This is a genomic window from Pseudomonas sp. CFII64 (assembly GCF_000416235.1).
Taxonomy (GTDB): Bacteria; Pseudomonadota; Gammaproteobacteria; order Pseudomonadales; family Pseudomonadaceae; genus Aquipseudomonas.
Window position 1 is genome coordinate 447,063 of record NZ_ATLO01000042.1, and the last position, 25,787, is coordinate 472,849.

General features: G+C 61.4%; 29 protein-coding genes. 14 read left to right on the forward strand and 15 right to left on the reverse strand.

Annotated features, from left to right (window positions below):
- Window positions 1-232: 232 nt before the first annotated feature.
- The 7 genes from CFII64_RS19985 to norR form a co-directional block, all read right to left on the reverse strand.
- Window positions 233-700 carry an SCP2 domain-containing protein gene (locus CFII64_RS19985; RefSeq protein WP_020292648.1) on the reverse strand — a complete coding sequence of 156 codons (468 nt, stop codon included), beginning with the start codon at window positions 698-700 and terminating at the stop codon, window positions 233-235.
- Window positions 694-1,584: a U32 family peptidase gene (locus CFII64_RS19990; protein WP_020292649.1), complete on the reverse strand. Its 891-nt coding sequence runs from the start codon at window positions 1,582-1,584 to the stop codon at window positions 694-696. Before CFII64_RS19990 ends, CFII64_RS19985 begins: the two co-directional genes overlap by 7 nt.
- A gap of 10 nt (window positions 1,585-1,594) precedes the next feature.
- Window positions 1,595-2,590 carry a peptidase U32 family protein gene (locus CFII64_RS19995; protein ID WP_020292650.1) on the reverse strand — a complete coding sequence of 332 codons (996 nt, stop codon included), beginning with the start codon at window positions 2,588-2,590 and terminating at the stop codon, window positions 1,595-1,597.
- Between the two features lie 120 nt (window positions 2,591-2,710).
- On the reverse strand, window positions 2,711-3,946 hold the full coding sequence (gene glp, locus CFII64_RS20000; protein ID WP_020292651.1) for a gephyrin-like molybdotransferase Glp: 1,236 nt from the start codon (window positions 3,944-3,946) through the stop codon (window positions 2,711-2,713).
- Window positions 3,943-4,497 (reverse strand): molybdenum cofactor biosynthesis protein B, encoded by a 555-nt coding sequence (gene moaB, locus CFII64_RS20005; RefSeq protein ID WP_020292652.1) that lies wholly within the window; start codon window positions 4,495-4,497, stop codon window positions 3,943-3,945. Before moaB ends, glp begins: the two co-directional genes overlap by 4 nt.
- Before the next feature lie 88 nt (window positions 4,498-4,585).
- Window positions 4,586-5,233 carry a pyridoxamine 5'-phosphate oxidase gene (gene pdxH, locus CFII64_RS20010; RefSeq protein ID WP_020292653.1) on the reverse strand — a complete coding sequence of 216 codons (648 nt, stop codon included), beginning with the start codon at window positions 5,231-5,233 and terminating at the stop codon, window positions 4,586-4,588.
- 96 nt (window positions 5,234-5,329) lie between these two features.
- On the reverse strand, window positions 5,330-6,859 hold the full coding sequence (norR, locus tag CFII64_RS20015; RefSeq protein WP_020292654.1) for a nitric oxide reductase transcriptional regulator NorR: 1,530 nt from the start codon (window positions 6,857-6,859) through the stop codon (window positions 5,330-5,332).
- A 156-nt stretch (window positions 6,860-7,015) separates the two neighbouring features.
- Between norR and ytfE the strand changes: the two genes are divergently transcribed.
- Complete coding sequence (ytfE, locus tag CFII64_RS20020; protein ID WP_020292655.1) at window positions 7,016-7,690, forward strand: iron-sulfur cluster repair protein YtfE; 675 nt, start codon at window positions 7,016-7,018, stop codon at window positions 7,688-7,690.
- 64 nt (window positions 7,691-7,754) lie between these two features.
- Here the strand turns inward: ytfE and CFII64_RS20025 are convergent, their stop codons facing one another.
- Together CFII64_RS20025 and CFII64_RS20030 are read right to left on the reverse strand one after the other, a co-directional pair.
- Window positions 7,755-8,192, reverse strand: a complete 438-nt coding sequence (locus tag CFII64_RS20025; RefSeq protein WP_020292656.1) for a hypothetical protein — start codon at window positions 8,190-8,192, stop codon at window positions 7,755-7,757.
- Window positions 8,193-8,220: 28 nt separating this feature from the next.
- Window positions 8,221-9,411: an NnrS family protein gene (locus tag CFII64_RS20030; RefSeq protein ID WP_020292657.1), complete on the reverse strand. Its 1,191-nt coding sequence runs from the start codon at window positions 9,409-9,411 to the stop codon at window positions 8,221-8,223.
- A 484-nt stretch (window positions 9,412-9,895) separates the two neighbouring features.
- Between CFII64_RS20030 and CFII64_RS20035 the strand changes: the two genes are divergently transcribed.
- A complete protein-coding gene (locus tag CFII64_RS20035) occupies window positions 9,896-10,579 on the forward strand; it encodes a Crp/Fnr family transcriptional regulator (RefSeq protein WP_020292658.1) in 684 nt (227 codons plus the stop codon).
- 5 nt (window positions 10,580-10,584) lie between these two features.
- Window positions 10,585-10,776 (forward strand): hypothetical protein, encoded by a 192-nt coding sequence (locus CFII64_RS20040; protein WP_044901582.1) that lies wholly within the window; start codon window positions 10,585-10,587, stop codon window positions 10,774-10,776.
- Between the two features lie 20 nt (window positions 10,777-10,796).
- Here CFII64_RS20040 and CFII64_RS20045 read toward each other — a convergent pair whose 3' ends face one another.
- The 6 genes from CFII64_RS20045 to CFII64_RS20070 form a co-directional block, all read right to left on the reverse strand.
- Window positions 10,797-12,638 carry a nitric oxide reductase activation protein NorD gene (locus CFII64_RS20045; RefSeq protein WP_020292660.1) on the reverse strand — a complete coding sequence of 614 codons (1,842 nt, stop codon included), beginning with the start codon at window positions 12,636-12,638 and terminating at the stop codon, window positions 10,797-10,799.
- 76 nt (window positions 12,639-12,714) lie between these two features.
- Complete coding sequence (locus CFII64_RS20050) at window positions 12,715-14,142, reverse strand: cbb3-type cytochrome c oxidase subunit I (protein ID WP_020292661.1); 1,428 nt, start codon at window positions 14,140-14,142, stop codon at window positions 12,715-12,717.
- Window positions 14,143-14,145: 3 nt separating this feature from the next.
- Window positions 14,146-14,586, reverse strand: a complete 441-nt coding sequence (locus CFII64_RS20055; protein ID WP_020292662.1) for a cytochrome c — start codon at window positions 14,584-14,586, stop codon at window positions 14,146-14,148.
- Window positions 14,587-14,852: 266 nt separating this feature from the next.
- Window positions 14,853-15,101 (reverse strand): cytochrome C oxidase subunit IV family protein, encoded by a 249-nt coding sequence (locus CFII64_RS20060; RefSeq protein WP_020292663.1) that lies wholly within the window; start codon window positions 15,099-15,101, stop codon window positions 14,853-14,855.
- A 10-nt stretch (window positions 15,102-15,111) separates the two neighbouring features.
- Window positions 15,112-15,699: a cytochrome c oxidase subunit 3 gene (locus CFII64_RS20065; protein ID WP_020292664.1), complete on the reverse strand. Its 588-nt coding sequence runs from the start codon at window positions 15,697-15,699 to the stop codon at window positions 15,112-15,114.
- Window positions 15,683-16,486, reverse strand: coding sequence for a CbbQ/NirQ/NorQ/GpvN family protein (locus tag CFII64_RS20070; protein ID WP_020292665.1), 804 nt, complete (start codon window positions 16,484-16,486; stop codon window positions 15,683-15,685). The genes CFII64_RS20065 and CFII64_RS20070 overlap by 17 nt, the downstream gene beginning before the upstream one ends.
- A 199-nt stretch (window positions 16,487-16,685) precedes the next feature.
- Between CFII64_RS20070 and CFII64_RS20075 the strand changes: the two genes are divergently transcribed.
- From CFII64_RS20075 to CFII64_RS20125, 11 genes are all read left to right on the forward strand, one after another.
- On the forward strand, window positions 16,686-18,377 hold the full coding sequence (locus CFII64_RS20075) for a nitrite reductase (protein WP_020292666.1): 1,692 nt from the start codon (window positions 16,686-16,688) through the stop codon (window positions 18,375-18,377).
- A 24-nt stretch (window positions 18,378-18,401) separates the two neighbouring features.
- Window positions 18,402-18,716, forward strand: a complete 315-nt coding sequence (locus CFII64_RS20080; RefSeq protein WP_020292667.1) for a c-type cytochrome — start codon at window positions 18,402-18,404, stop codon at window positions 18,714-18,716.
- Window positions 18,717-18,735: 19 nt separating this feature from the next.
- Window positions 18,736-19,035: a cytochrome c gene (locus CFII64_RS20085; protein WP_020292668.1), complete on the forward strand. Its 300-nt coding sequence runs from the start codon at window positions 18,736-18,738 to the stop codon at window positions 19,033-19,035.
- The gene (locus CFII64_RS20090; protein WP_020292669.1) at window positions 19,032-20,210 is read left to right on the forward strand and encodes a cytochrome D1 domain-containing protein; all 1,179 of its coding nucleotides are present in this window, start codon (window positions 19,032-19,034) and stop codon (window positions 20,208-20,210) included. Before CFII64_RS20085 ends, CFII64_RS20090 begins: the two co-directional genes overlap by 4 nt.
- Window position 20,211: 1 nt before the next feature.
- Entirely contained in the window at window positions 20,212-20,676 is a 465-nt protein-coding gene (locus CFII64_RS20095) for an Lrp/AsnC family transcriptional regulator (RefSeq protein WP_020292670.1), read from the forward strand.
- Complete coding sequence (locus tag CFII64_RS20100; protein WP_020292671.1) at window positions 20,666-21,181, forward strand: Lrp/AsnC family transcriptional regulator; 516 nt, start codon at window positions 20,666-20,668, stop codon at window positions 21,179-21,181. The genes CFII64_RS20095 and CFII64_RS20100 overlap by 11 nt, the downstream gene beginning before the upstream one ends.
- Window positions 21,174-21,617, forward strand: a complete 444-nt coding sequence (locus CFII64_RS20105; RefSeq protein ID WP_020292672.1) for an Lrp/AsnC family transcriptional regulator — start codon at window positions 21,174-21,176, stop codon at window positions 21,615-21,617. Before CFII64_RS20100 ends, CFII64_RS20105 begins: the two co-directional genes overlap by 8 nt.
- On the forward strand, window positions 21,592-22,095 hold the full coding sequence (locus tag CFII64_RS20110; protein WP_020292673.1) for an Lrp/AsnC family transcriptional regulator: 504 nt from the start codon (window positions 21,592-21,594) through the stop codon (window positions 22,093-22,095). The genes CFII64_RS20105 and CFII64_RS20110 overlap by 26 nt, the downstream gene beginning before the upstream one ends.
- A 26-nt stretch (window positions 22,096-22,121) precedes the next feature.
- Entirely contained in the window at window positions 22,122-23,300 is a 1,179-nt protein-coding gene (nirJ, locus tag CFII64_RS20115; RefSeq protein ID WP_020292674.1) for a heme d1 biosynthesis radical SAM protein NirJ, read from the forward strand.
- Between the two features lie 70 nt (window positions 23,301-23,370).
- Window positions 23,371-24,210: a uroporphyrinogen-III C-methyltransferase gene (gene cobA / locus CFII64_RS20120; protein ID WP_020292675.1), complete on the forward strand. Its 840-nt coding sequence runs from the start codon at window positions 23,371-23,373 to the stop codon at window positions 24,208-24,210.
- The gene (locus tag CFII64_RS20125; RefSeq protein WP_020292676.1) at window positions 24,207-25,712 is read left to right on the forward strand and encodes a nitrite reductase; all 1,506 of its coding nucleotides are present in this window, start codon (window positions 24,207-24,209) and stop codon (window positions 25,710-25,712) included. Before cobA ends, CFII64_RS20125 begins: the two co-directional genes overlap by 4 nt.
- Window positions 25,713-25,787: the final 75 nt, after the last annotated feature.

Genomic DNA, 25,787 nt, shown 5'->3' on the forward strand with positions numbered 1-25,787 from the left:
GTCCTCTCCCACCCGGTTCTACACGTCCTGAGTGGGAAAGGAGCAATATGGCGTTCCGTGGGAGCGAGGCTTGCCCGCGAAGAACGATAACGTGGTGTGTCTGACCCACCAAGGCGCCCGATTCGCGGGCAAGCCTCGCTCCGACGAATTCAGCGCCGTCCTTGTGGGAGATTCTATGTTGCAGGGAAACCCTGCAACCTTAAATCAGGTTGATATTCGCTGTGGTTTTTCATCACGCCGCCAACCCCTTCCCCGCCCGCTCAAGATTGCGCCACAACCACACCGGCAACACATCGGGATCGAGACTATCAATCAGGTTCTTCAACGTCAGCCCCAGCTCGGTATCACCCTCGATGACCAGCCGTCTGCGAAAAAACAACGTATCCGGATCCTCCTGACGGCTGGCCAACAGCAAAAACTCGCGCCAGTTGCCGCTGATGGTTACGTCTGCCGTGGCGTGCTCGGCGATTCGCAAGCCATTCTGGTTCAGGGTCAGGTACCAGGACAAACCCAGATCCGGGATCCGCAGGCACAACCAACGCCCGCGCAACACTTCAAACTCACCATCGCGCAACGGCTCGGCGAGGCAACGATTCAGTGCCTGTTGCAACGCCAGGCGCTGCACCGTAAACGGCACGCGGCGCACCAGCGGCAGCAAGCGGTCGGCACCTTTCAACAACCATTTTTTTCGGTTCAGCACAGGCCAACCTCCTCGACGCGCAGCATGCCAGCCTGGCCATGCCAGTAGCCATTACATCCGTCAACGAACAGTGGCGGCGTCTCGCCCGAGCGGACCCGCTGATAAGCGCCAATGATTTCTGCCATGCCTTGGGCACGCGGGCTCAAACGCAACACGTCGGCCCCGCAAGCCACCAGCCCGGAATAGTCAGCCAGAAGATTGGTCACCTCGGCCGACATCGTTTGGATACCGTTGAGGGTGAACAACGATTGCCCTTCCTGACTGGTCAATGCCAGGCCGTCGGGGTAGTTGATGCAGCAAAACTGGCAGTCATCCTTGGGCCGGTTTTCCGCCCGGGCGGTGAAGCAGCGTGCGGAATACGCCAGCGGCAAATGCCCGTACGCGAAGATTTCCACTTCCGGCACCTCATGACCCAGTTCGCGCACTTGCTCAAGCACATCGCCAATCAACGCCGCCGAACACTCCACGGGCGGCACCCAACGGGTCATGCCGCTGTCCAGCAGCTGCACCAGCGCGTGGCCGTTGTACAGATTCAGGGCCGGACCGCCCACGAATGGTAACTTGCGTTCAGCGAGGAATTGCACCGCGCCCATGTCGTTGGCTTCCACCAACAACTCGCCGTTGTCGCACAGCCGCCGCAGGCTGGACAGTTCGGAAGCGGCTTCGATCAGCGTCAGGCTGGAGATCACCAACTGTGCCTGGCTGCAGGCCTGCAACTCGCGCCCCAGTCCCAGCCATTGATCCAGGGAAAACGCCCGGCGTTTCGAACACACGGTTTCCCCCAGATAAATCACATCCAGGGGCAAGGCCGACATCTCGGCGTAAAAGTGACTGAGTTGTTGTTTGTCCCAGTAAAACAGGACCGGTCCAAGGCTGAGCTTCATGTTCCGTCCCTCATTGCCATGATCGATGATAAGCACCCAGGGTGGTCTGGCTGCCTTCGGACAAGCCCGCCAGCACCTGACGCCATTCTTCCTTGACCCGAAAATTGCCTGGCGCACCGCGATGGGCATCCAGTGCCGCCCGCCAGACCCGGGTGACTTGTTCGACATAGGCCGGGCTGCGTTGGCGACCCTCGATTTTTACCGCTTCGACGCCGATAGCCTTGAGCTCCGGCAGCAAGTCCAGGGTGTCGAGACTGGTGGGCTCCTCCAGTGCATGAAAGCGCTTGCCGTCGACCAGGAAACGACCTTTGCACAAGGTCGGGTAACCGGCGGGTTCGTCAGGGGTGTAGCGATCGATCAGCACTTCGCTCAGGCGCGCGCTCAAGCCTTGGGCGTCCTCGCTCCAGCGCACCGCCTTGGCGGGTGAACAGACACCGCACAGGTTCGGCGACTCGCCGGTTATGTAGGAAGACAGATGGCAACGCCCTTCGGCCATGATGCACAAGCTGCCAAAACCAAACACTTCGATGGGTACCGGGCTGCTGGCGGCCACCTGACGGACCTGCGCCAATGACAACACCCGTGGCAGCACCGCGCGACGAATGCCGTAGCGCTGCGCATAGAATTGCAGTGCAGCGGCGTGCGTCGCCGAGCCCTGTACCGACAGGTGCAACGCCAGTTGCGGATGACGCTGACTGGCGTAATTGAGCACCCCGGGATCGGCGGCGATCAGCGCATCCACGCCGAAGTCGGCGGCGCGATCAACCGCTCGCTGCCAGCGCTCCCAGCCCTTGGGTTGCGGGTAAGTATTGACTGCGACGTAGAGTTTGCGCTGATGCTGGCGGATGTGGGCGACGGCGGCGTCGAACTGTTTGTCGTCCATGTTCAGCCCCGCGAAATGCCGGGCGTTGGTGTCATCGCGAAAGCCGACATAAACGGCATCAGCGCCTTGGCGCACCGCCGCTTTCAGCGCAGGCAGGCTCCCTGCCGGGCAGACCAGTTGCATGGGTAATCCTCATGAAAAAACGCGTCTCGACCCTCGCCCGATGCGGTGATGCACCGTTGGAAAAGGCGCTGCCAGTCTAGCCAGACCGGCAGCCACGACCTTGACGACAATCAATTGCCGTTACTGCATCAGGTCAGCGAAGGACAGGAACATCACGTTGTCGTGCTTGAGCACTTGCTGCTCGCACTCGATGACCGCCAACCCGTCGGCCCAACAGGCAGCCGTCAACATCGCCGAGCTTTGCTGAGGGTGCAGTTCCACGCTCAACCGGCCTTCAGCATCTGGCGTCAATCTGGCCCGCAAGTACTGCCGACGCTTGTTACGTTGCAGCCAGTCGAAGCCGGCCGGCACCGCCAATGGCTTGGGCAGCACATCAGTCACCCCCTGGGCCCGGAGCAGGAACGGACGCACGACGACCAACGCGGTAATCATCGCCGCCGAGGGGTTTCCCGGCATGCCGATCCAGGGTTTGCCGATCACATTGCCAAAAGCCAAGGGTTTACCCGGCTGAATGGCCAGGCGCCAGAAATCTAGGCTGCCCAGTTCCTCAATCGCCTGCTTGAGATGATCTTCCTCGCCGACCGACACACCACCGGAACTCAGCAGCAGGTCGCATTCCGAAGACGCCAGTGTCAGGGCATGTCGGCTGGCCGCCAACTCATCGGCCATGACGCCATAGTCGTGCACCTCGACGCCCCAGCCACGCAATAACGCCGCCAGGCAGTAGCGATTGCTGTTGTAAATCTGCCCCGGAGCCAGATGATCGCCCGGCTCACGCAGTTCATTGCCGCTGCTGAGCAAGCACACCTGCAACGGGCGATAAACCTCGACTCGCGCCACGCCAGCGCCGGCCAGCAACCCCAGTTCCTGTGCACGCAGACGCTTGCCGGCTTTGAGCAACAGATCGCCTCGACGAACCTCCTCGCCCTTGTGGCGTACGTGATCGCCAACTTTCACCAACGGGAACCAGACCCGCGCACCCTCAATCCGGCAGCGTTCTTGCGGCACAACGGTATCGGCGCCGGGCGGCAATGGCGCACCGGTGAATATCTGCACCGCCTGCTGCGCCGGCAAGGGCGAATCGGCCGGATCCCCCGCTGCAATTCGCCCGCCAAGCGGCAGATAACCGCCCTCTGTTGGCAGGTCGGCCGCCCGCAGCGCATAACCGTCCATGGCGCTGTTGTCCCAGGCCGGCAGGTTCACCGGGGAATGAATGTCCGCCGCCAGAACCCGGCCCATGGCTTGATCCAGAGGAATCATGTGCGACAAAGGCGGTGGCGGCACCTGATCCAGTAGACGCTGAATAGCCTCATCCACCGGCATCAAGTGACCGCTGTCACACACCGGGCCGGTCATGAACGCGTCCCGCAGGCGTCGATGCCCCGCGGGGTTTGCGCTTTCAGATGCGGGGCGAAATTGCACGGCCCGGTGCGACTGTCCAGTTGTTCCAGCAAGATCATGTTCCAGGCGGTCCGGCAGGCCCCCGGCGAACCTGGAACGCAGCACACCAGCACGCCATTGCTCATTCCGGCCAAGGCCCGCGACTGCAAGCTGGACATGCCGATTTCCGCCAGGGAGACCTGACGGAACAACTCGCCAAAGCCTTCCACGTGCTTATCCAGCAACGGCAGGACCGCTTGCGGCGTGTTGTCGCGGGCGGTGAAACCGGTACCGCCGGTCATCAGTACGACCTGCACTTTGGGATCGGCGATCCACCGGGAAACGGTCGCGCGGATCTGGTAGATGTCGTCGGTGACCAGATCACGATCAATCAATGCATGCCCGGCCGCTTGCAGCAGGTCGGTGAGTGTCTGTCCCGAGGTGTCGGTCTCGAAGCTGCGTGTATCGCTGATCGTCAGCACGGCGATGTTCAGGGGTTCAAACGTGCGTTGCGCCAGATGGGCCATTTCAAAGCCTCCCGTAGATGAGCATAGGCTCAAGCCTGAACCGGAATCGCGGTGTGGCCTATTCCTCCATGGAGGTACCTCGACCGGCTCAAGGCGCCAGGCGGTTGCGAAACCACACGCCGTTTTGCAAGCGATAATCGATGCGGTCATGCAAGCGGTCAGCGCGCCCCTGCCAGAACTCCAGGCGCTGTGGGCGCAGGCAATAGCCGCCCCAATGCGCGGGTCGCGGCACGGGTTGATCAACAAACCGCGTGATGGTGTCGGCCATCAACGATTCAAGCGCTGCCCGATTGGCCAGCGGCTGGCTCTGCGGCGAAGCCCAGGCACCCAGCCGACTGGCCTCCGAGCGCGACTCGAAGTACGCGTCCGAGAGCTGTGCCTGAAGTTTCGACACCTGGCCTTCGATGCGAACCTGACGCTCCAGCCCCGGCCAGAAAAACGTCATGGCGGCATTCGGGTTACCCGCCAGTTGCCGGCCCTTGTCGCTCTGGTAATTGCCGAAAAAAGTAAAGCCTTCGTCGCTCAAGCCCTTGAGCAGCAGCACCCGGCAATGCGGATTGCCTTCGCTGTCGACCGTCGCCAGCATCATGCTGTTGGCCTCGATCGGCGCGCACTCGGTGTCCCGCGCCTGCTGCATCCATTGGCGGAACAGCGTCAGCGGATCGTCCAGCGCCGCCTCGTCCTGCAGGCCATTAAGGGTGTAGCTGCGGCGCATCTCAGCCAGGGAAAGGGGCATGTCAGTGATCTCCTGAAGGTTTCACGCAGTGTGCAAAGCCTTGCGCGAGACCACCTTGACCACCATCAACACTTGGCACGCAAAGGATGCGTGCGTTTACTTGAGCCGCAGACGCCGGGCCAGTTTGTGCAGGTTACTGGGATCGACTTCCAGCAGCCGCGCGGCCCCGGCCCAGTTGTTTCCGGAAAGACTCAGGGCCTGGAGAACCTGTTGGCGCTGACAGTCATCGACCGCGACGCTCAAGGTCTGGAAGGGCACAACCGACGCTTCCTCCAGCAGCGGCTCAACCATCAGCCCCGATGCCCTCAGCGTGTTGTCGAGGTCGAGAATCGCGGGTTCCAGCGTCATGATCTGCGTGCGACTCGTACCGCGACTGAGCTGCTTCAACGCGGCGCGGCTGATCACATGTTCCAGCTCGCGCACATTGCCCGGCCAGCTGTACGCCAGCAAGGCCCGCTCGGCTGCCGGCGACAGTCGCAAACCACGCAGCCCGAGCCGGGCCCGATTGAGTTCCAGGAAGTGCCCGGCCAGCATCAACACATCGTGTCCGCGCTCGCGCAGCGCCGGGATGGGCACCGGATACACCGAAAGTCGGTGATACAGGTCCGCGCGAAACAGACCGTCGCGGATACTGTCGGGCAGATTACGATTGGTCGCGGCAATGATCCGCACATCGACATGCAAGGGTTTGTCCGCCCCGAGGCGCTGGATTTCGCCGTTCTGCAAAGTGCGCAGCAGCTTGGCTTGAACGCCGAGCGGCAATTCGCCCACTTCGTCGAGAAACAGCGTTCCGCCGTTGGCGGCATCGAAACGTCCGGCACGGTCATGGGTGGCGCCGGAAAACGCGCCTTTGACATGGCCGAACAACTCGCTCTCCGCCAGGGATTCCGGCAAGGCCGCGCAGTTGACCTGTATCAGCGGCTTGTGACTGCGTCGCGAGAGGCGATGCAGCCTTCGGGCAAACAACTCCTTGCCGACGCCGGTCTCGCCTAAAAGCAACACGGGCAGATCGGAGTCGGCCAATACGTCCAGCTCAATCAGCAACTGGTGTAATACCTCGCTGCGGCCGAGGATTTCCCCTTCATCCACCGGCGTACGCAGGTCCTGAAGATCGCTGCGGGACAGGCGCAAGCTGCGGTTTTCCTGCTCAAGGCGGGTGACCCGCACGGCGGCTTCGATCTGCAAGGTACATCGCTTGAGCTCTTCATGGGCACGGCTGTCGAAGGTGCCGGCATGCAGCGCATCGAGGGTGATCGCACCCCAGATCCGGCCTTCCACATACAGGCTCACGCCCATGCAGTCATGCACCGGCAACGGCTCGCCGACAGCGTGATCGAGCAAGCCGTCGTAGGGGTCAGGCAGGCGACTGTCGGGCTCGAACCAGGTGGGTTCACGCGACGCCATGATCGCCGCCAGTCGAGGATGCTGGGCGATGACAAACCGGCGCCCGAGCGCCTCGTGCACCAGCCCCACCGTCGCAACCGGCCTGAGGCTGTCGCCATCCAGACGAAGCAAGCCCACGGCGCCACTGTTGAAGTATTCGCGCAGGGTCTGGACCAGTCGTTGCAACCGCACGGCATTGGGCAACTCGACGATCAGGTCGGCAGCCAGGCTTTCACGCAGCATGGTAGTCATTACCCTCTTGGGTTGGATTGACCCTGAAGCGTCAGGGTTTCTATCACCACAGCCAAAAATAAATTCATGATTATCAATACGTTAAAAAATGGCATGGCGGATGCAATGAGTCTGGGGAACCGTTGAAATCCCAATCAAGGAACCCCGATGAGCCAGACCCTGCAGGAACAAAGCCTTGGCCAACTGGCCTGCGATATTCCCGGCGCCACCCGGATTTTTCACTCACTCAAGCTGGACTTCTGTTGCGGTGGACATAAAAGCCTGCGTGAAGCGGCGCTGGGCAAAGACCTCGATCCGGCACTGATTGCCGACGCCCTGAACCTGCTGCAAGACGCTGGCGAGAACCAGTACGACTGGCGCAACGAACCGCCAGAACGCCTGATCGCCCACCTCCTGACCCGTTACCACGCCCGCCACCGGGAGCAACTGCCGGAGCTGATCCGTCTGGCCCGTCGCGTCGAACACGTCCACGGCGCACGCAGCAGTTGCCCCAACGGTCTGGCCGACCTGCTGACCGACCTGCAACAGGAACTCGAAGGCCATATGCTCAAGGAAGAACAAGTGCTCTTCCCGATGCTGCAACAGGGCTTTGGCCCCCAGGCTGCGCCGCCGATCCAGGTAATGCGTTTCGAACATGATCAACACGGGCGAACCCTGGAGAAGCTGCTGGCCCTGACTGACAACATCACCCCGCCGGTCGATGCCTGTAACACCTGGCGGGCCTTGTATCGCGGGCTGCTGGAGTTTCGCGATGACCTGACGCAACACATTCACCTGGAAAACAACGTGCTGTTCGTCAATGCCCTGAACCCTCGTCATTGAACGATTGCCGCACCACCAAACCTGCGCCAACCCTCCGGCTGGCGCGGGTTTTTCTCTGCGCCACTCAAGGCTGCCAATAGAACATGGCCTTGGCGAGAATCACGATCAACACCATGTGCCCGAGGATGCTGCGGCGAATCCAGCTGGCGCGGGCATTGGACAGTCGCGCGTGGGTCAACCAATAGGCCAGCAACAGGTAATGACCAATGATGCTCAAGGCCAACAGGATCTTCAGGCTCAGCAACGTGCCGAAACTGCTGGCCAGCGGCTGACTCAATGTGCCCCGGTGCTGCCACGCCAGACCGATACCGGCGCCATACAGCAGCAATACCACGCCATGCAGCACCTTGCGCGAGCGCACCGCAATGGCCTGATCCGCCGTGCTCTGCGCGGTGTCCGTCAGTTGCAGGCGGGCTCGATGCCAGATCACCACCTCGAAAAACAGCGTGCCGATGAAGGCAATCGCGGCCAGCAAGTGCGTCACCAATAGCAAGGGGTACATGACTGGCAACCTCCTCAGGTTCGCTGATTTATCCCGGATGACCGTCAACGCGGGTCCGCAGCAGCATCGGCCCATAGCGCCAGGCGTACAGGGCAAACGCCAGCGTCCAGCACACACCGGCCAACCAAAGCGCCGGCAAAGGAAAAAACAGGATCAACACGACCCGGCTCAGACACGCGAGGTTGAGCAGGATGAACGCCAGGGTCATACCCGACGGTGGCTCCAGCGCGCGGCCGGTATGGCCCAACGTAACCCGCGCGATCATGGCCAACACCAGGCCGCCCATCGCACCGATCGTCAGGCAATGCACCGCCAGACTCGGATTGATCGGCAGGCCAAAATGCCACAACGCCATGCCCAGGCAAGCGACCGCCAGCCAGCCATACGCCAGGTGCAACGACCACAACAACGGCACGCGCCAAAGTGCCCGATCATGCCAGCGAATCAGGCGCACCAGATGCCCTGCCGCAACTATCGTGAACAACAGGCCCACCCAGATATTCGGGTACAGCGCGGGCCCTGCGGCATAGGCCAGCGCCAGCAGCGCAGAGCCCGCCAGCAGCAGCCGATCCAGCCATGGCCATGCGGCGACACCCTCGACCCGGCCGAGACCGCGCTGGGTGAAGAACGGAATGACCCGCCCGCCGATCAAGCCCATCATCGCCGCCACCAGCCAGATCCCGGTCAACACGCCCTGGCGCTGCCAGCCTTCATGACCTTCAACCAGCCCGTACAACGACAGACCATCAGCCGCCGCCAACAGCAGCAATACAATCACAATCGGGTAGTTACGCTTTTGCCGCACCTTCCACAGGGTGAAGCCCATGAGCACCGCCACCGCCAGCGGGAATGACAATTCCAGCACCGCGAGCAACGGCCATGGCGCATTGGCCAGCCAGGCGATTCGCGCGCCCAACCACAACAGTGCCAGCGCCGCCAGCGGTGTCCCGCTGATACCCGGACGACCGGTCCAGGTCTGCACGGCGGTCAGCAGAAAGCCCGCGATAATCGCCAGGCCGAAACCGAATAACAATTCATGCCGATGCCAGCCCAGCCAGCCGCCTGCCGGTTGCCATTCCGATAGCGAACCGCCGAACGCCATCAGCCACAGCGGTATGGCCAGCACCGCCAACAGGCAGCCCGCGAGGAAAAATGGCCGGAAGGCCAGCCGTAACAGCGGCGGGATCGCCATCGCTTTACGGCGCTCAAGCACTTGCATAAAGCCACTCCTCTACCTTGTTGCCAACCTGACACTCAGCTGCAAGCGTCGAGGAAAATACGGAGTTCGATCATCGGGTATCGCGGATCAAACGTCGTTGTCGCAAATCAAGAGTGCAAGGGCCGTGCCTCCGCACCGAATCCCCGTCGCAGCAGGCTTCCCGGGTCGGCGCGGTCATCCACTCAAAGTCTTTATGACTCTTCAATGGTCATAAAGACCCGTTAACGATGGTCATTTTAACCTCACACCTCTACGCCCTCCCCTAAACAGGGTCTTTGGCGCATGGCCCGGGTCTTGCTGAGCATGGGCAACCTTAGCGAAACCTTGATCCTTCCCGATTACCCGGAGTCGTCATGAAAAAAGTCATCCAGCCCCTGGCCTGGTTTGTGGTGTTGACCTCAGTCCTGGCCCTGGCCAGCAGCCTTTCTCTGGGCCTCGTCTGACGGGATAGCCGCCGTTTTTCTTAACCTTCAGGATGAATTCCATGGTGTTACATCGCGTCCATCACCAGATTTTGCGCAGTCATCATTTGTTCGAGCCGTTGAACGAAGAACAGCTGGATGAACTGATGAGTGCCAGCCAATTGCTGAGCATCGATAAAGGCGAACCGCTGTTTCGCCAGGGCGAGCCGGCCGACTCGTTTTACTTCGTGATTGCCGGGGCGGTGAAAATCTACCGCCTGACCCCCGATGGGCAGGAAAAGGTGTTTGAAGTCATCGGCGAACGGCACACCTTCGCCGAGGCCATGATGTTGATGGACACCCCCAACTATGTGGCCTCGGCCGAAGCGGTCTGCCCCACTCAGCTCTACCGGTTATCCAACAGCACCTACATGCGCCTGCTGCAAAGCAACAGCCGGCTGACCTTTGCACTGCTCGGCAAGCTCTGCGTTCGCTTGCACCAGCGGGTCAATGAAATCGAAACCCTGTCCCTGAAAAACGCTACTCACCGGGTCGTGCGTTACCTGCTGACGCAGCTGGTGCGTGCGCAACCGGTTCAGAGTCAATTCGAGCTGCCGATGGCCAAGCAGCTGATTGCCGGGCATCTGTCGATCCAGCCGGAAACGTTTTCGCGGATCATTCGGCGCCTGATTGATGAAAAGATCATTACCCAGGACGGTCGCCAGATCGCCATTCTTGATCGTCTGCGCCTGGAACAGTTCGAGTGAACGCGATGCCCATCTGTCTGTACTGCCAACGCGCCAACCCGCCACAACACACCGAGTGCTGCCAATGCGGCATGCCGCTGCCAGCGCTGGCCGAACACGCCGCAGCGCGTCGACTGCGCCGGTTCCAGTGGTTCTGCATCGGTTTGACGGTCTTTTGCGTGGTGATGTTTTTCTGGCTGCCGCGCGGCATCAGTTGATGCTGCGCTGACAAACTGGCTCACGGCTGGGTCAGCTGACGATACAACTGCGGCAGGCGCAGCGGTAATTGCTCAGGCTGGCGGATCAAGGTGTAGCCATTGGCACCGAACATGTACGGCAGATAATCCCCCGCCTCACGATCAATGGTGATGCAGAACGGCGTCAGTCCTTGGCGCCGCGCCTCCAGCACTGCTTCGCGAGTGTCTTCAACCCCGTAGCGTCCCTCATACAAATCCAGGTCATTGGGCTTGCCATCGGTCAGCAGCAGCAACAGTTTGCTGCGCCGCTTGCTGCAACCCAGCAATTGCGTGGCCTGACGAATCGCCGCGCCCATGCGCGTGTAATAGCCTGGTTTGAGCCCTTGAATACGACCTCGGGTGTTGTCGTCATAGCGCTGGGTGAACGACTTGAGTTCCTGCATGCGGACCTGTTGACGCCGCAGCGAGGAAAACCCGTATAAGGCGAAGTCATCGCCCAGCCCCGACAGGGTTTCGCCAAACAGCAGCAGGCTGTCGCGGATGACGTCGATGACGCGATGCTCATCGTTGAGGTGCGCATCGGTGGACATCGACACATCGGCCAGCAACAGGCACGCCAGGTCGCGGCGGGTCTGGCGTTGTTCCATGAACAGACCGCGCTCGGCGCACTGGCCTTGCTCGCGTTCAACGTGAAAATCCAGCCAGGCCTGCATGTCCAGTTCCGAGCCCTGGGGTTGCTGGCGTAACCACTGGCGGTCATTGCGCAAGTGCTCGAACTGACGCCGCAGACGGTGAGCCGAGGCCTTCAACCGCGCCGGCAGCGGCTGCGCCTCACAATCACGGGGCACCATCATTTGCAGATTGACGAAGGCGTCCTGCATCCGCTGCTTGCGATAGTCCCACTCCGGCAACTTGATGCCTGCGCCCAGGGGAATATCGTCGACATCGGCCGGCGGCAGGTCCAGGTGCAGCTTCAGACCTCCGCCCTTGCGCAGTCGGGTGCGCGACAGGGTCAGTTCATCCAGGTCGTCGGCGACTCTGGCGGCGTCCGGGTCTTCGCTGTCGTCCGCCCAGCGATCCAGGTCGACATGCTCGGTCCAGCTGAACAGGTTCTCAAGGCGTACCACCAACAGCCCGCCATCCCGGGAATTGTCATCAATGCGTGTGGCGCGTTTGCGCCCGCCTTGCTGCTCGCCGGGAGGCGTCGTCAGAAACGCTTCGGATTCATCGCCCAGATCGGCGGCCAGCGGGCTGGCGAGATGTTGCGGCGGGTACAACCACAACGGCAGCGGCCAGGCGGCCCGCTCACTGCGCGGGAAATCCTCGACGCTGCCCGGCTCGCGCAACGCCTGACATAACGCGCGTTCCAGTGCCGCTTCACTGCGGCTCAGGGTTGCCGGATCCGGGCGCAATTGCAGGTGGGTATCGACCAACCGGGTGTAGCGCGCACGCAAGGCCGGATAACGCAATAACAGCATCCGGGTCCAGCGTTGGTTGTCCCGGCCCCAGTGGCGCATCGGTCCAGCCTGCGCCGCCAGCAAGGCCAGCCAGCGATAGAGTTCCTCGTTCAGTGCGGCGTCAGGAAACACCGCCAGGCTCGACGGCAACCGCAGGTTGTTCTCGTCACACCACGCCAGCGGCACTTGTTTGCAGGTGCCGGCGATCTGTTGCAACACGTTGCGCCGCAGCAGCAGATCACGGTCGCTGGCCGCTTCCACGCCGATACCATTGGCACCACCCATGGCGCGAAACAACAGCGCCAGCGGGCGTTGCTGATTGAGCAACTCGACGCGTGCGTCGGGGAAATCCGGGCTGGCGCGGCGGGTGATGAAGCGATGCCAGACGCTACCGACCCATTCTTCCAGTTCGACGGTAAAGGCCATGTTCCATGTCCTTTTTGAAATAAAAAAACGGCCCGCTGTCTCAGCCGGGCCGACCTTTTCTAGCCGTGATCCCGATTCATGAAGGCACCACCGGCGCCGGGGCACGCAACGCTGCGCGACCCCGCTGCCGGAAGCTGAACAAGTAGCAGAGCAGCCCGGCGAGGAAGCCGATGCCCGCCACCAGACGCGCCCAGAACAGCACTTGCAGGCGTTCGACCGTGGCCATGAACGGCAAGGCGGTGCCGTCGATCTGCCAGCGTTGCAGGTAAACCTGCACGACCCCGGCCGCTGTGAGGAACAGCGTGATCATCACCATCGACAGCGTCATCAACCAGAAGCCCCGGATCTCCAGCGTCTGCGAGCGCTCGTCACCGGCTTCACCCAGTCCACGCAAGCGCGGCATGGCGTAGCTGATCAAGGTCATGACGATCATCGCGTAAGCCCCGTAGAACGCCAGGTGTCCGTGCGCTGCCGTCAGTTGCGAGCCGTGGGTGTAGAAGTTGACGGGAGCCAGGGTGTGCAGAAAGCCCCAGACGCCGGCGCCAAAGAAGGCCGTCACCGTTGTGCCCTTGGCCCACAGCGTTGCCGCTCGGTTCGGGTGCTGGCGCCGACGGTTCTTCACGGTGCTGAAGGCGAATATCACCATCGCCAGGAAGGGCAACGGTTCCATGGCGGAGAAGATCGAACCGACCCACAACCAGACCTCGGGCGCACCAATCCAGAAGAAGTGGTGACCGGTGCCGATGATCCCGGTAATCAGCGCCATGGCGATAATCACGTACAGCCATTTCTCCACGACTTCCCGGTCTACACCGGTGATCTTGATCAGCACGAAGGCCAGCATTGCGCCCATGATCAATTCCCACACGCCTTCCACCCAAAGATGCACCACCCACCACCAATAGAACTTGTCGCGGGCCAGGTTGCCGGGGTTGTAGAAGGAGAACAGGAAGAACACTGCCAGCCCGATCAGCCCGGTCATCATCACCATGCTGACGGTGGTCTTGCGCCCTTTGAGCAGGGTCATGCCGATGTTGTAGAGAAAGCCCAGGCACACCACCACAATGCCCATTTTGGTAATCGTCGGCTGCTCCAGGAACTCCCGGCCCATGGTCGGCAGCAACTCGTTGTGGGTCAGCCTGGCCAGCCCGGCATAAGGCACCAGCAGATAGCCGAGGATGGTCAGCACGCCAGCGGCGGCGAAGACCCAGAACAGAATGATCGCCAGTTTCGGACTGTGCAGCTCGCGATCAGCCTCTTCCGGTATCAGGTAGTAGGCGGCGCCCATGAAGCCGAACAGCAGCCAGACGATCAGCAGGTTGGTGTGCACCATCCGCGCCACGTTGAAAGGAATGATCGGGAACAGAAAGTCACCGATCACGTACTGCAGCCCCATGATCAAACCGAACAGTACCTGACCGAGAAACAGGATCAGGGCAAACACGAAGTAAGGTTTGGCTACGGCTTGCGAGGCGAATTTCAGATGCGGATTAGCCATGCTCATCACTCAGCCCTCCTTGTTTGGCGGCCAGCCATTGGTGTTGATTTTCGAACTCCATTTGAGGAACTCGGCGATGTCATTCACCTCCTGCTCACTCAAATTGAATTGCGGCATCGCCCGCCGACCTGGTACGCCCAGCGGCTGCATTTTCATCCAGGCATGCAGGAAGGGCTTGAAGCCCTCCTCGCCACCGCGACGCTGGTACACGTTGCCCAGCTCTGGCGCGAAGTAGGCACCCTCGCCCAGCAGCGTGTGGCAGCCGATGCAGTTGTTCTGCTCCCAGACCGTTTTGCCGCGGATCACTGATTCGGTTAAAAGCGCCTCGTTACTGCGTTCCGGAAAGGTTTGTTCCGTGTGGTAGGTCAAGGCCAGGAATATCAGGAAGAAGAAGATGCTCCCCCCGAAATAGATATTCCTGGCCATGCCTTTTGTGAAGGTCTCTGACATGGTCGCTTCCTCTTTACTTGACCCGCCCATGATAGGAAGCGAAGGGTTGAAATCTGCTTGATGGCGATCAAGAAAGTCAGATGGTTTTGCTCGGGTATTACGGTTGCAGGACTGACAGTCCTTGCGCCTCCATTGAGCCCCACCCCCGTAGGACCGGCTTCAGCCGGGAGGGAGAAGGGTCTGACGACGCAACTGCTGCGAATGTACCGGCCTGCTCCCGGCCAAAGCCGGTCCTACGGGTTGTGTGATAGGGATCAAAACGGTATCTACAGAACGCTGAGCCCCACAAGCACCGCCAACACCAGCGCCCAACTCAGCATCAATACACGCCAGAGGCGCGGCGCGTGGCGCAGTTCCATGAAACCCTCGGTGATCAGCCAGGCCTTGCCGACCGCCACCGACAAGATGGCGAGGGACAGCAGCCACGTCGCGCCCACCTGTGCCAGCAGCACCGTGCACACGCTCAATGCGGCCAACGCCGCCCAGCAGGCGAGCAACAGCCTGGAAGCTGACATGACACCTCCGTCAATTCAGAACGTAGACCAGCGGAAAAAGCACGACCCAGATCAGATCGACCATGTGCCAATACAGCACGCCGGATTCGAAACCGCTGTGGTTGTCGGTGCCATATAAGCCACGACGACAGCGTGCGGCCAGCCAGCCGAGAATGAACATGCCGAGCAGGACATGGAGAAAATGGAAACCGGTGAGGATCCAGTAAAGGGTGAAAAACGTGTTGTGCTCCATGCCCAGCCCCGAGGCCAGCAAGTGCCGGTACTCCGTGACTTTCAGCACCACGTACAGGCTGGCGGCGAGCAAGGCGAGCAGCAGAAACACCGCGCCATGGCGAGGTTGTGAGCGCCTGACCTGCTCCTGAGCCAGGGCGGCGAACAACCCCGCTGTGATCAGGCTCAAGGTCATCGCCAGACCGGTGGAAGTGTTCAGCAACAGACGACTTTCGCTGAACATCTGTGGCTTGAGTACCTGAGTTACGGCGAACGTCAGGATCAGGATCGCGAACACCGAAAGCTCGGCCAGAATGAAGAACCACATCGCCAGGTCGCCCGGTAACCGGCCACGGGAAGCGCCGCTGGTTTCAGCCGAAGTGGACATCAACCACATCCATCAGCGCCGCGACAGTCAGCGGATCATCGCTCAACGGCTCGGCCAGGCACGCCTTGCACGCCTCGCGCGGGCTCATGCCGGAGCGGATCATGCGCGCCGTGAAGATCAGCAGCCGCGTCGAGGCGACTTCCTCCAGATCATGCTGATCGAGCCGCCGCAGGGCTTGACCCAACCTGACCACCTGCGCCGCCAGCGCGCTGTCGACCTGCGCCTCCCGCGCGACGATGCGCTCTTCCTCGGGCCCTGGCGGATAACCGAAACGCATCGCCACGAAGCGTTGTCGGGTGCTGGGCTTCATGCCTTTGAGCAAGTTTTGGTAACCGGGGTTGTACGACACCACCAGCATGAACGAAGGCGGCGCCTGCAGCACTTCGCCGGTGCGTTCCAGAAACAGCTCGCGACGATCATCGGCCAGTGGATGCAGCACCACGACCGTGTCCTGGCGCGCCTCCACCACTTCGTCGAGATAGCAAATCCCGCCTTCGCGCACCGCGCGGGTCAGCGGTCCGTCCTGCCACCAGGTGCCCTGTGCCCCAATCAGGTGGCGACCGATCAGGTCGGCAGCGCTCAGATCGTCGTGGCAGGCCACGGTGTACAGCGGCAGTTTCAGCCGATGGGCCATGTGCTGGACGAAACGGGTCTTGCCGCATCCGGTCGGACCCTTGATCAATACCGGCATGCCGTGGCGCCAGGCTTGCTCGAACAGCACCTCTTCATTGTTCAGCGGTTGGTAGAAGGGTTCGACCTTGTGTGCGCACGGCTGGCTACGGTCCATGGTTGTCCTGTTTCAGAAGCGGGTTCGAGGTACACGCTACGGGCCCCTGCGACAACCTGGCAAGGGACGTGACCGGCAAACTTGATCGCCGTCAAGCGAGCATTGGTGTGCTCGGGCATAGCCTTGCAGCGCACTAAGAACCTGCGTACTGCGCTGCCCTTGCAGCACATCGCAAAGGTCTTGCCTGAGGAGAAATGGAATGCTGATCAGCAATAGAAAAACGTTTGCTCTGACTCTCGCCACCCTGTGTTCGACGCTGGCCCTTGCGGTGACTCATGCGGCCAGCGCCGAAGAGTCCGCCGTCCCTGCGCCGAACCCGCCCATGGTCACCACCGCGGGGGCTCCCGACATGAGCCAGGCGGAGTTCGATACGTCCAAGGAGATCTACTTCCAGCGTTGTGCCGGTTGTCACGGCGTTCTGCGCAAGGGCGCCACCGGCAAACCGTTGACGCCGGACATCACCCAGTCTCGCGGGCAAGCGTACCTGGAGGCACTGATTACCTATGGCTCGCCAGCAGGCATGCCGAACTGGGGAACCTCCAACGCCCTGACCAAGGAGCAGATCACGGTCATGGCCAAGTTCATCCAGCACACCCCGCCGACGCCTCCGGAATGGGGCATGGCCGAGACGCTGAAGACCTGGAAAGTGTTGGTCAAACCCGAGGATCGTCCGAAGAAGCAGCTGAGCAAACTCAACCTGCCCAACCTGTTTTCAGTGACGCTGCGCGATGACGGCAAGATCGCCTTGATCGACGGCGACAGCAAGAAAATCGTCAAGCTGATCGAGACCGGTTACGCGGTGCACATTTCCCGCATCTCCGCTTCGGGCCGTTACTTGCTGGTGATTGGCCGTGATGCGCGGATTGACATGATCGACCTGTGGCCGCTGGAGCCGACCAAGGTCGCCGAAGTCAAAGTGGGCATCGAGGCACGCTCGGTGGAGACCTCCAAGTTCAAGGGTTACGAAGACAAGTACACCATTGCCGGCTCCTACTGGCCGCCGCAGTTCACCATAATGGATGGCGAAACCCTGGAGCCGAAACAGATCGTGTCGACACGCGGCATGACCGTCGACAAGCAGGAATATCACCCTGAGCCACGGGTCGCGGCAATCATCGCCTCTCACGAATGGCCGGAGTTCATCGTCAACGTCAAGGAAACCGGCAAGGTCATGCTGGTCAACTATCAGGACATCAAAAACCTCACCGTCACCTACATCGACGCCGCGCCATTCCTGCACGACGGCGGATGGGACAGCACGCACCGCTACTTCATGACCGCCGCCAACAACTCCAACAAAGTCGCCGTGATCGACTCCAAGGAGCGCAAGTTGACCGCCTTGGTGGACGTCGGCAAAACCCCTCATCCGGGTCGCGGCGCCAACTTCAATCACCCGCTCTACGGTCCGGTCTGGGCCACCAGCCACCTGGGTGATGACGGCATCTCATTGATCGGCACCGATCCGGTGAAACACCCGCAATACGCCTGGAAACAGGTCACTTCGATCAAGGGTCAGGGCGGCGGATCGCTGTTCATCAAAACCCACCCCAACTCCCGCCACCTGTACGTCGACACCACCCTCAACCCGGACGCAAAACTCAGCCAGTCGGTGGCGGTGTTCAACATCGACAAACTCGACGCTGGCTACACCGTGCTGCCCATCGCCGAGTACGCAGGCATCAAGCAAGGGGCCATGCGCGTTGTACAACCGGAATACAACAAGGCCGGTGATGAAGTCTGGTTCTCCGTATGGAGCGGCCAGGCAGACGAATCGGCGCTGGTAGTGATCGACGACAAAACGCTGAAGCTCAAATCAGTCATAAAAGACAAACGCCTGATCACGCCCACTGGCAAATTCAACGTCTACAACACCCAACACGACATCTATTGAGCCTCGTCAAGTTAAGGAAACACCATGAAAAATACTCTGTTGTCACTGTTCGTCATGACCGCTGCGCTCAGTGCGCAACCGGCCATGGCTCAGGACGCGCTGGAGCTGTTCAAGAGCAAACCCTGCGCCGCCTGCCATTCCATCGACACCAAGCTGGTGGGCCCGGCGCTCAAGGAGGTTGCAGCCAAGAACGCGGGAGTGGCCGGGGCCGTGGACACCCTTGCAAGTCACATCAAGAACGGTACGCAAGGCAATTGGGGTCCGATGCCGATGCCGGCCAACCCGGTGACTGACGAAGAAGCCAAAATCCTCGCCGCCTGGGTACTCACCCTCAAATAACCCACTGGAGGGCGCCACGATGGTGTTTCGACGCACGATGATTCCGGCGGCCCTCCTCCTCATTTGCGCAACCACGGTTGCCGCGCCTGACGCTCAGCTCAGCCAGGATTGCGGCGCCTGCCATGGGCTACACATGACTGGCGGGCTGGGTCCCGAACTGACGCGCACCGCGCTGGCGGGCAAGTCCCGGGACAGCCTGATTGCCACTGTCACCCACGGTCGGCCCGGCACCGCCATGCCCGGATGGGCGCCGTTGCTCGGCGCGGACGACATTCGTTGGCTGGTCGATCTTCTTCTCCAGGGATACCCCGCACCATGATCCGTTCAATCCTGTTGTCAGCGGCGACCGGGCTGTTGTTGTCCGCGTGTGTTCAGCCACCGTTGCGTGGCTCCGGCGATCTGGGTGTGGTGGTGGAACGCGCCACTGGCAGCCTGCAGATCATCGAAAGTGACACCCGCACGGCACTAGCCCGCATCGAGGGACTGGGTGATCTGTCCCATGCCTCGGTGGTGTTCTCCCGGGACCAGCGGTATGCCTATGTATTCGGTCGCGACGGCGGGCTGAGCAAGATCGACTTGCTGACCCGGCACATCGACCGACGGGTGATCCAGGGCGGCAACAGCATTGGCGGGGCAATCAGTCAGGACGGCAAGTTGATCGCCGTGTCCAACTACGTGCCCGGCGGGGTCAAGGTTTTCGATGCGCAGACCTTGCAGCAAGTCGCCGACATTCCCGCCACGCCCCTGGCCGATGGCAGCAAGCGCTCGCGGGTGGTCGGTCTGGTCGATGCGCCTGGACAACGTTTCGTGTTCAGCCTGTTCGATACCGGCGAGATCTGGACCGCTGATTTCAGTCAGGGCCCCACCCCGCAGATCAGCCGCTTCATCGACATTGGCGAGCAACCCTACGACGCGCTGATTACACCTGATGGCCGCTACTACATGGCCGGGCTGTTCGGTGAAGACGGCATGGCGCAGCTCGATCTCTGGCATCCCGAGCGCGGTGTGCAGCGCGTGTTGGGTGATTACGGACGCGGCCAGGCAAAACTGCCGGTCTACAAGATGCCGCATCTGGAAGGCTGGGCCGTCGCCGATAACCAGGCCTTCGTACCCGCTGTCGGTCGCCATCAGGTGCTGGTGATGGATTCGCGCACCTGGCAGCAGACCGCCGTCATCCCGGTGGCCGGCCAAGCGGTGTTCGTCACGTCGCGGCCGGACGGTCGCCAGCTATGGGTCAATTTCGCCTACCCGGATAACGATCGGGTGCAGGTCATCGACACCGAAACCCACGCAGTGGTCGCCGACCTGCGACCGGGGCCAGCAGTGCTGCACATGGAATTCACCGCCCGTGGCGACCAGCTATGGCTGTCGTTGCGCGACGGCAACCAGGTTCAAGTCTGGGATCCGTACAGCCTCAAGCAACTCAGCGCCCTTCCCGCCACCGCGCCAAGCGGCATCTTCTTCAGCAGTCGCGCGCAAAAAATGGGTTATTGATATGAACCTCGACCCCCTCAGCCGACAACTGATCGACCGCTTCCAGCACGGCATGCCGTTGTGCCCGGAACCCTATCGCGAGATGGCCCAGGTGCTGGGTTGCAGCGAGCCGCAAGTCATCGCCTGCCTGCAACGCCTGGAACTGGCCGGCGCCTTGTCGCGGGTCGGCCCGGTGTTCGAACACCGCCGCGCCGGGGCCAGCACCCTCGCCGCCTTTGCCGTACCCGCCGAACGCCTGCAACAGATCGCTGAACGCGTCAGCCAGTATCCCGAGGTCAACCACAACTACGCACGAGAGCATTTCTACAACCTGTGGTTTGTGCTGACCGGTCCTGATCGTCAGCACATCGAACGGGTCCTCGACGCGCTGGAACAAGACACCGGTCTTACGCCACTGGACTTGCCCATGTTGACGGCTTATCGCATCGACCTGGGTTTTGCCTTGGGAGAACCCCATGAAGCCTGAATTGAATCCTGAACAGGCCTTGGCACTGCGTCGGCACCTGGAATTCGGGCTGCCGCTGGTTTCGCGCCCCTATCGAGCCCTCGCCGAACGGATAAACAGCGACGAAGGCCAGGTCCTCGCGCAGATGCGGCAATGGCAGGCGCAAGGTTTGTTTCGTCGGCTCGGCCTGGTCCTCAACCATCGCGCGCTGGGCTTCACGGCCAATGCGATGTTGGTCCTGGACGTTTCGGACGCGCTCATCGATGAGGTCGGTCAGCGCCTCGGACAAGCACCCGGCATCACCCTTTGCTATCAACGACCACGGCGTTTGCCGCAATGGCGATACAACCTGTTCTGCATGGTTCACGGGCGCCAGCGTGATCGGGTCGAAGCGCAGATCCGGGCGCTGCTGGAAGCACACCTGCTGAGCGACCTGCCACACCAATTGTTGTTCAGCACCCAGGCGTTCAAACAGTGCGGCGGGCGCTTTGCCGCCGCTGCAACAGGCGCCTCGGCTCATGGATGACCTGGACCGCCGACTGATCAACCGCCTGCAACTGGGCCTGCCACTGGTCCGCCATCCTTGGCAAGTGCTGGCCAGTGAGCTTGAGAGCAGCAGTTCTGAATTGCGCGCCCGCCTTCAGCACCTGCTCAGTGACGGAATACTCACGCGTTTTGGCCCGATGTTCGACATCGAACGGCTGGGCGGCGCCTTCACCCTCGCCGCTCTGGCCGTGCCGGAGGAACGTTTCGAGGCGGTCGCCGGGCAACTGCACGCCATGCCTGAAGTGGCGCACAACTACCGCCGCGAACACCTCTGGAACATGTGGTTCGTGCTCGGCTGCGCGAGCGAACAAGGCATCGCCCAGACCCTGCAACGTATCGAAACCCTGACCGGCCTGCCGCTGCTCAATTTGCCCAAAGAGGAGACCTACCATGTCGGTTTGTATTTCCCGGTCTGAAGACACCCTGGCGCATCGGCTGATCGAGCTGACCCAGGGCGGCTTGCCGCTGGTGGACGATCCGTGGGCCTGGCTCGCCGAGCAGTTGCAGCTCAGCGTCGAATCCACTCTGGACCTGTTGAAACGATTGCAGGCTGAGGGCGCGATCCGGCGTATCGCCGCTGTGCCCAATCACTATCGCCTGGGCTATCGCCACAACGGCATGACTGTCTGGGATGTGTGCGATGCAGACATGCCGCGCCTCGGCGCGCTGATCGGCGCGCAACCTTTTGTCAGCCACTGTTACCGACGTCCGCGCCGAACCGCGTGGCGCTACAACCTGTTTGCCATGGTCCACGGGCGCAGCCGGGAGGAAATCGACCGCTATCGCGAACACCTGCGCTATTTGCTGGGCGATGCCTGCGCCGCCGACGAAATGCTGGTGAGCAGTCGCATCCTGAAAAAAACCGGTTTGCGCCTGCCCGCCGCTTCGCGCTGAATGCGCGCCGATTCAAGGAGAGTTGCATGTTGAGGATCAGCCAATACCTGCGTGCGCTGGCCGGCCAGGCGTCCGCGCCCAGAACCAGCCCACCGGGCAGCAATCGACCGCCGGTGGTGATCTGGAACCTGCTCAGACGCTGCAACCTGACCTGCAAACACTGCTACGCCACGTCCGCCGACAGCGTGTTTCGCGACGAACTGGACACACCCGCCGCACTCCGCGTGATCGACGACCTGCACGACGCCGGGGTGAAAGTATTGATTCTGTCTGGCGGTGAGCCCTTGCTGCGCGACGATCTGTTTGTGCTTAGCGCTTACGCCCAGGCCAAGGGTTTCTATGTGGCCTTGTCCACCAACGGCACGTTGATCAACAAGCAGAACATCGCGCAAGTCCACGCGGCGAACTTCGATTATGTCGGGATCAGCATCGATGGGCTCCAAGCGACACATGACGCCTTCCGGCAACTGAAGGGCAGTTTTGCCAGTTCCGTTGCGGCGATCAGGCTCTGTCGCGAACACGGCATTCGCGTCGGCCTGCGCACCACGCTGACCCAGGAAAACCATACGCAGCTGCCGCAACTGCTGGCGTTGATGCACGAGTACGACGTGCAGAAGTTTTATCTGTCGCACCTCAACTACAGCGGTCGAGGCAAACGCAGCCGCAAACTCGACGCCCGGCAGCAGATGAGCCGCGAGGCGATGACGCTGCTTTTCGAACAGGCCTGGGAAGACGTCGTCCAGGGCCGTGACAGCGATTTTGTCAGCGGCAACAACGATGCCGACGCGATTCTCTTGCTGCAATGGGTGGGTGTGCATCTGCCCGAACATTACCCGCGCCTGGAACAGATGCTCCGTGCCTGGGGCGGCAATGCCTCCGGCAGCGGCATCGCCAACATTGATAACACCGGCGAAGTACACCCGGACACCTACTGGTGGCAGCACTCGGTGGGCAATGTCCGGCACACGCCGTTTCGCACACTCTGGCTGGATCAGCCAGACGCCCTGCTGTTACGCCTGCGTGAGCATCCCCGCGCCATTGGCGGTCGCTGCACGCACTGCCGCTGGCTGCACATCTGCAATGGCAATACCCGCACGCGCGCCTGGGCCGAAGGTGATCTCTGGGGCCACGACCCCGGCTGCCACCTCAGCGATGAGGAAATCGGTGCGCCGCCCATAACAACCATCGCCTGCGTCGCACACTGAGTCGCCCGTCCGGCAAACCAGCTGACAAAGGCTGGGGCCGGTCAACCTGATGAAGCACCAAGGACGTACCATGTCTCCATCGACCGCTATACCGGCCACACTTGAGTCCCCGTTCAGACCGGGCGAAGTCGCTCTGGTAGGCGCAGGCCCCGGCGATCCCCGCCTGCTGACCCTGCGCGCCTGGAGCCTGTTGATGCAGGCCGACGCGGTGGTCTACGACCGCCTGATCAGCCCTGAACTGCTGACCTTGATCCCCCTCACCTGCGCCCGGCATTACGTCGGCAAGGCCAGCGGTTACCACAGCCTGCCCCAGGACAGAATCAACCAATTGCTCGCTGACCTCGCCGATCAAGGGCTGCGTGTGGTTCGCCTGAAGGGCGGCGACCCGTTCATTTTTGGTCGCGGCGCCGAGGAGCTGGAATATCTGCTGCAGCGTAACGTTGACTGCCAGGTGGTCCCCGGCATCACCGCTGCATCCGGCTGCAGCGCTTACGCCGGTATCCCGCTGACCCACCGGGATCTGGTCAACTCCTGCCGATTCATCACCGGCCACTTGCAACATGACGGCGAATTGAAACTGCCTTGGGGCGACCTGACCGACAGCAACCAGACGCTGGTGTTTTACATGGGCTTGTCCAATCTGGACATTATCGCCCGGCGCTTGATCGAAGCCGGGCTGGCGGCTGACACACCGGTCGCGCTGATCAGCAACGGCACCCGGCCCGACCAGCATGTGGTCCGTGGCTTGCTGCACCAACTGCCGGGCCTGGCGCTGGATTGCCCGTCGGGTACGCCGACGCTGACGGTGATCGGCCAAGTGGTCAATCTATTCGCCGCACAGAAAATGGACTATCCCGCACGGTTTTATCCCGTTGCAGCACTGCAACCGCGCGGCAAGGTGATGTCATGAAACGCCGGATGCTGGTCTCGCTGCTTTGGCTCGGATCGGCCCATGTCGGCGCAGCGATTGCGGCCACCGATACGGCCCTTGAACAGGCCGCCGGCAGCTACCAGACGCATTGCCAGAGCTGCCACGGCACCAATCGTTTCGGCGGCACGGGGCCAGCGTTGCTGCCCGAAAGCCTGAGCCGGATCAAACCCGACGAAATCCGCAACGTGATCCGCAACGGTCGCACCGCGAGCCAGATGGCCGGATATGCCAAGGCGCTCAATCCGGCACAGATTGATGCACTGGCGAACTACCTTCAGCAACCACCTGCTTCCCTGCCCAGTTGGGACAACGACGACATTCGTCGCAGTCACACGATACTTGCCGATCTCGGCAAATTGCCCGACACACCCCAGCATGACGCCGATCCACTGAACCTGTTCGTGGTGGTGGAATCCGGGGATCACCACCTCGACATCCTCGACGGTGATCGTTTCGAGGTGCTGGCGCGGTTCACTACCCACTTTGCGGTGCACGGCGGGCCGAAGTTCTCGCCGGACGGCCGCTTCGTCTACGTCGCCTCGCGCGATGGCTGGGTCAGCCTTTACGATCTGCATAACCTGAAACTGATCGCCGAGGTCCGTGCCGGGCTCAATACCCGCAACCTGGCGGTGAGCAAGGACGGTCGATGGGTGCTGGTGGGCAATTATCTACCCGGCAACCTTGTGGTGCTCGATGCCCGCGATCTGTCGCTGGTCAAAACCATTCCCGCAATCGGCCAGGACAGGAGCGCGTCGAGGGTCAGCGCGGTCTACACCGCCCCGCCCCGTGACAGTTTCATCGTGGCGCTCAAGGACGTGAAGGAAGTCTGGGAACTGTCGACTGCCGGCACACCGGACTTCGAGCCACGACGCATCCAGGCCGAGGACGTGCTGGATGACTTTTCCTTTTCACCGGACTACCGGCAACTGCTGGCCACTTCGCGCAAGGCCAAAGGCGGTCAGGTAATTGATCTCGACAGTGGCAAGATCGTCACCGACATACCATTGCCGGGCATGCCGCATCTGGGGTCCGGAACCTATTGGCAGCGCAACGGCCAGTGGGTATTCGCCACGCCGAACATCAGCAAGGGACTGATTTCTATCATCGACTTCAAGACCTGGACGCTGATCAAGGAAATTCCAACGCTGGGCCCGGGTTTCTTCATGCGCAGTCACGTCAACTCGCGGTATGCCTGGACCGACGTGATGCTCGGGCCTGACAACGAGGCGATTCACCTGATTGATAAACAGACCCTGGAAATCGTCCGAACCTTGCGCCCAGTGCCCGGCAAGACGGCCGCCCACGTCGAATTCACCCATGATGGCCGCTACCTGCTGCTGAGTATCTGGGCTACCGACGGCGCGTTGATTGTTTATGACAGTCATACGCTCGAGGAGATAAAGCGCATCCCGATGAACAAGCCGTCGGGCAAGTACAACGTGGGTAACAAGATTGAATTTGTGGAGGGGACTTCGCATTAGGTTTTGGGGTTGTTGATTGGGGACATATCCGTTGCTGCGGTAATGGCCACTTAGGGTTGCGCTTTTACAGCGCCT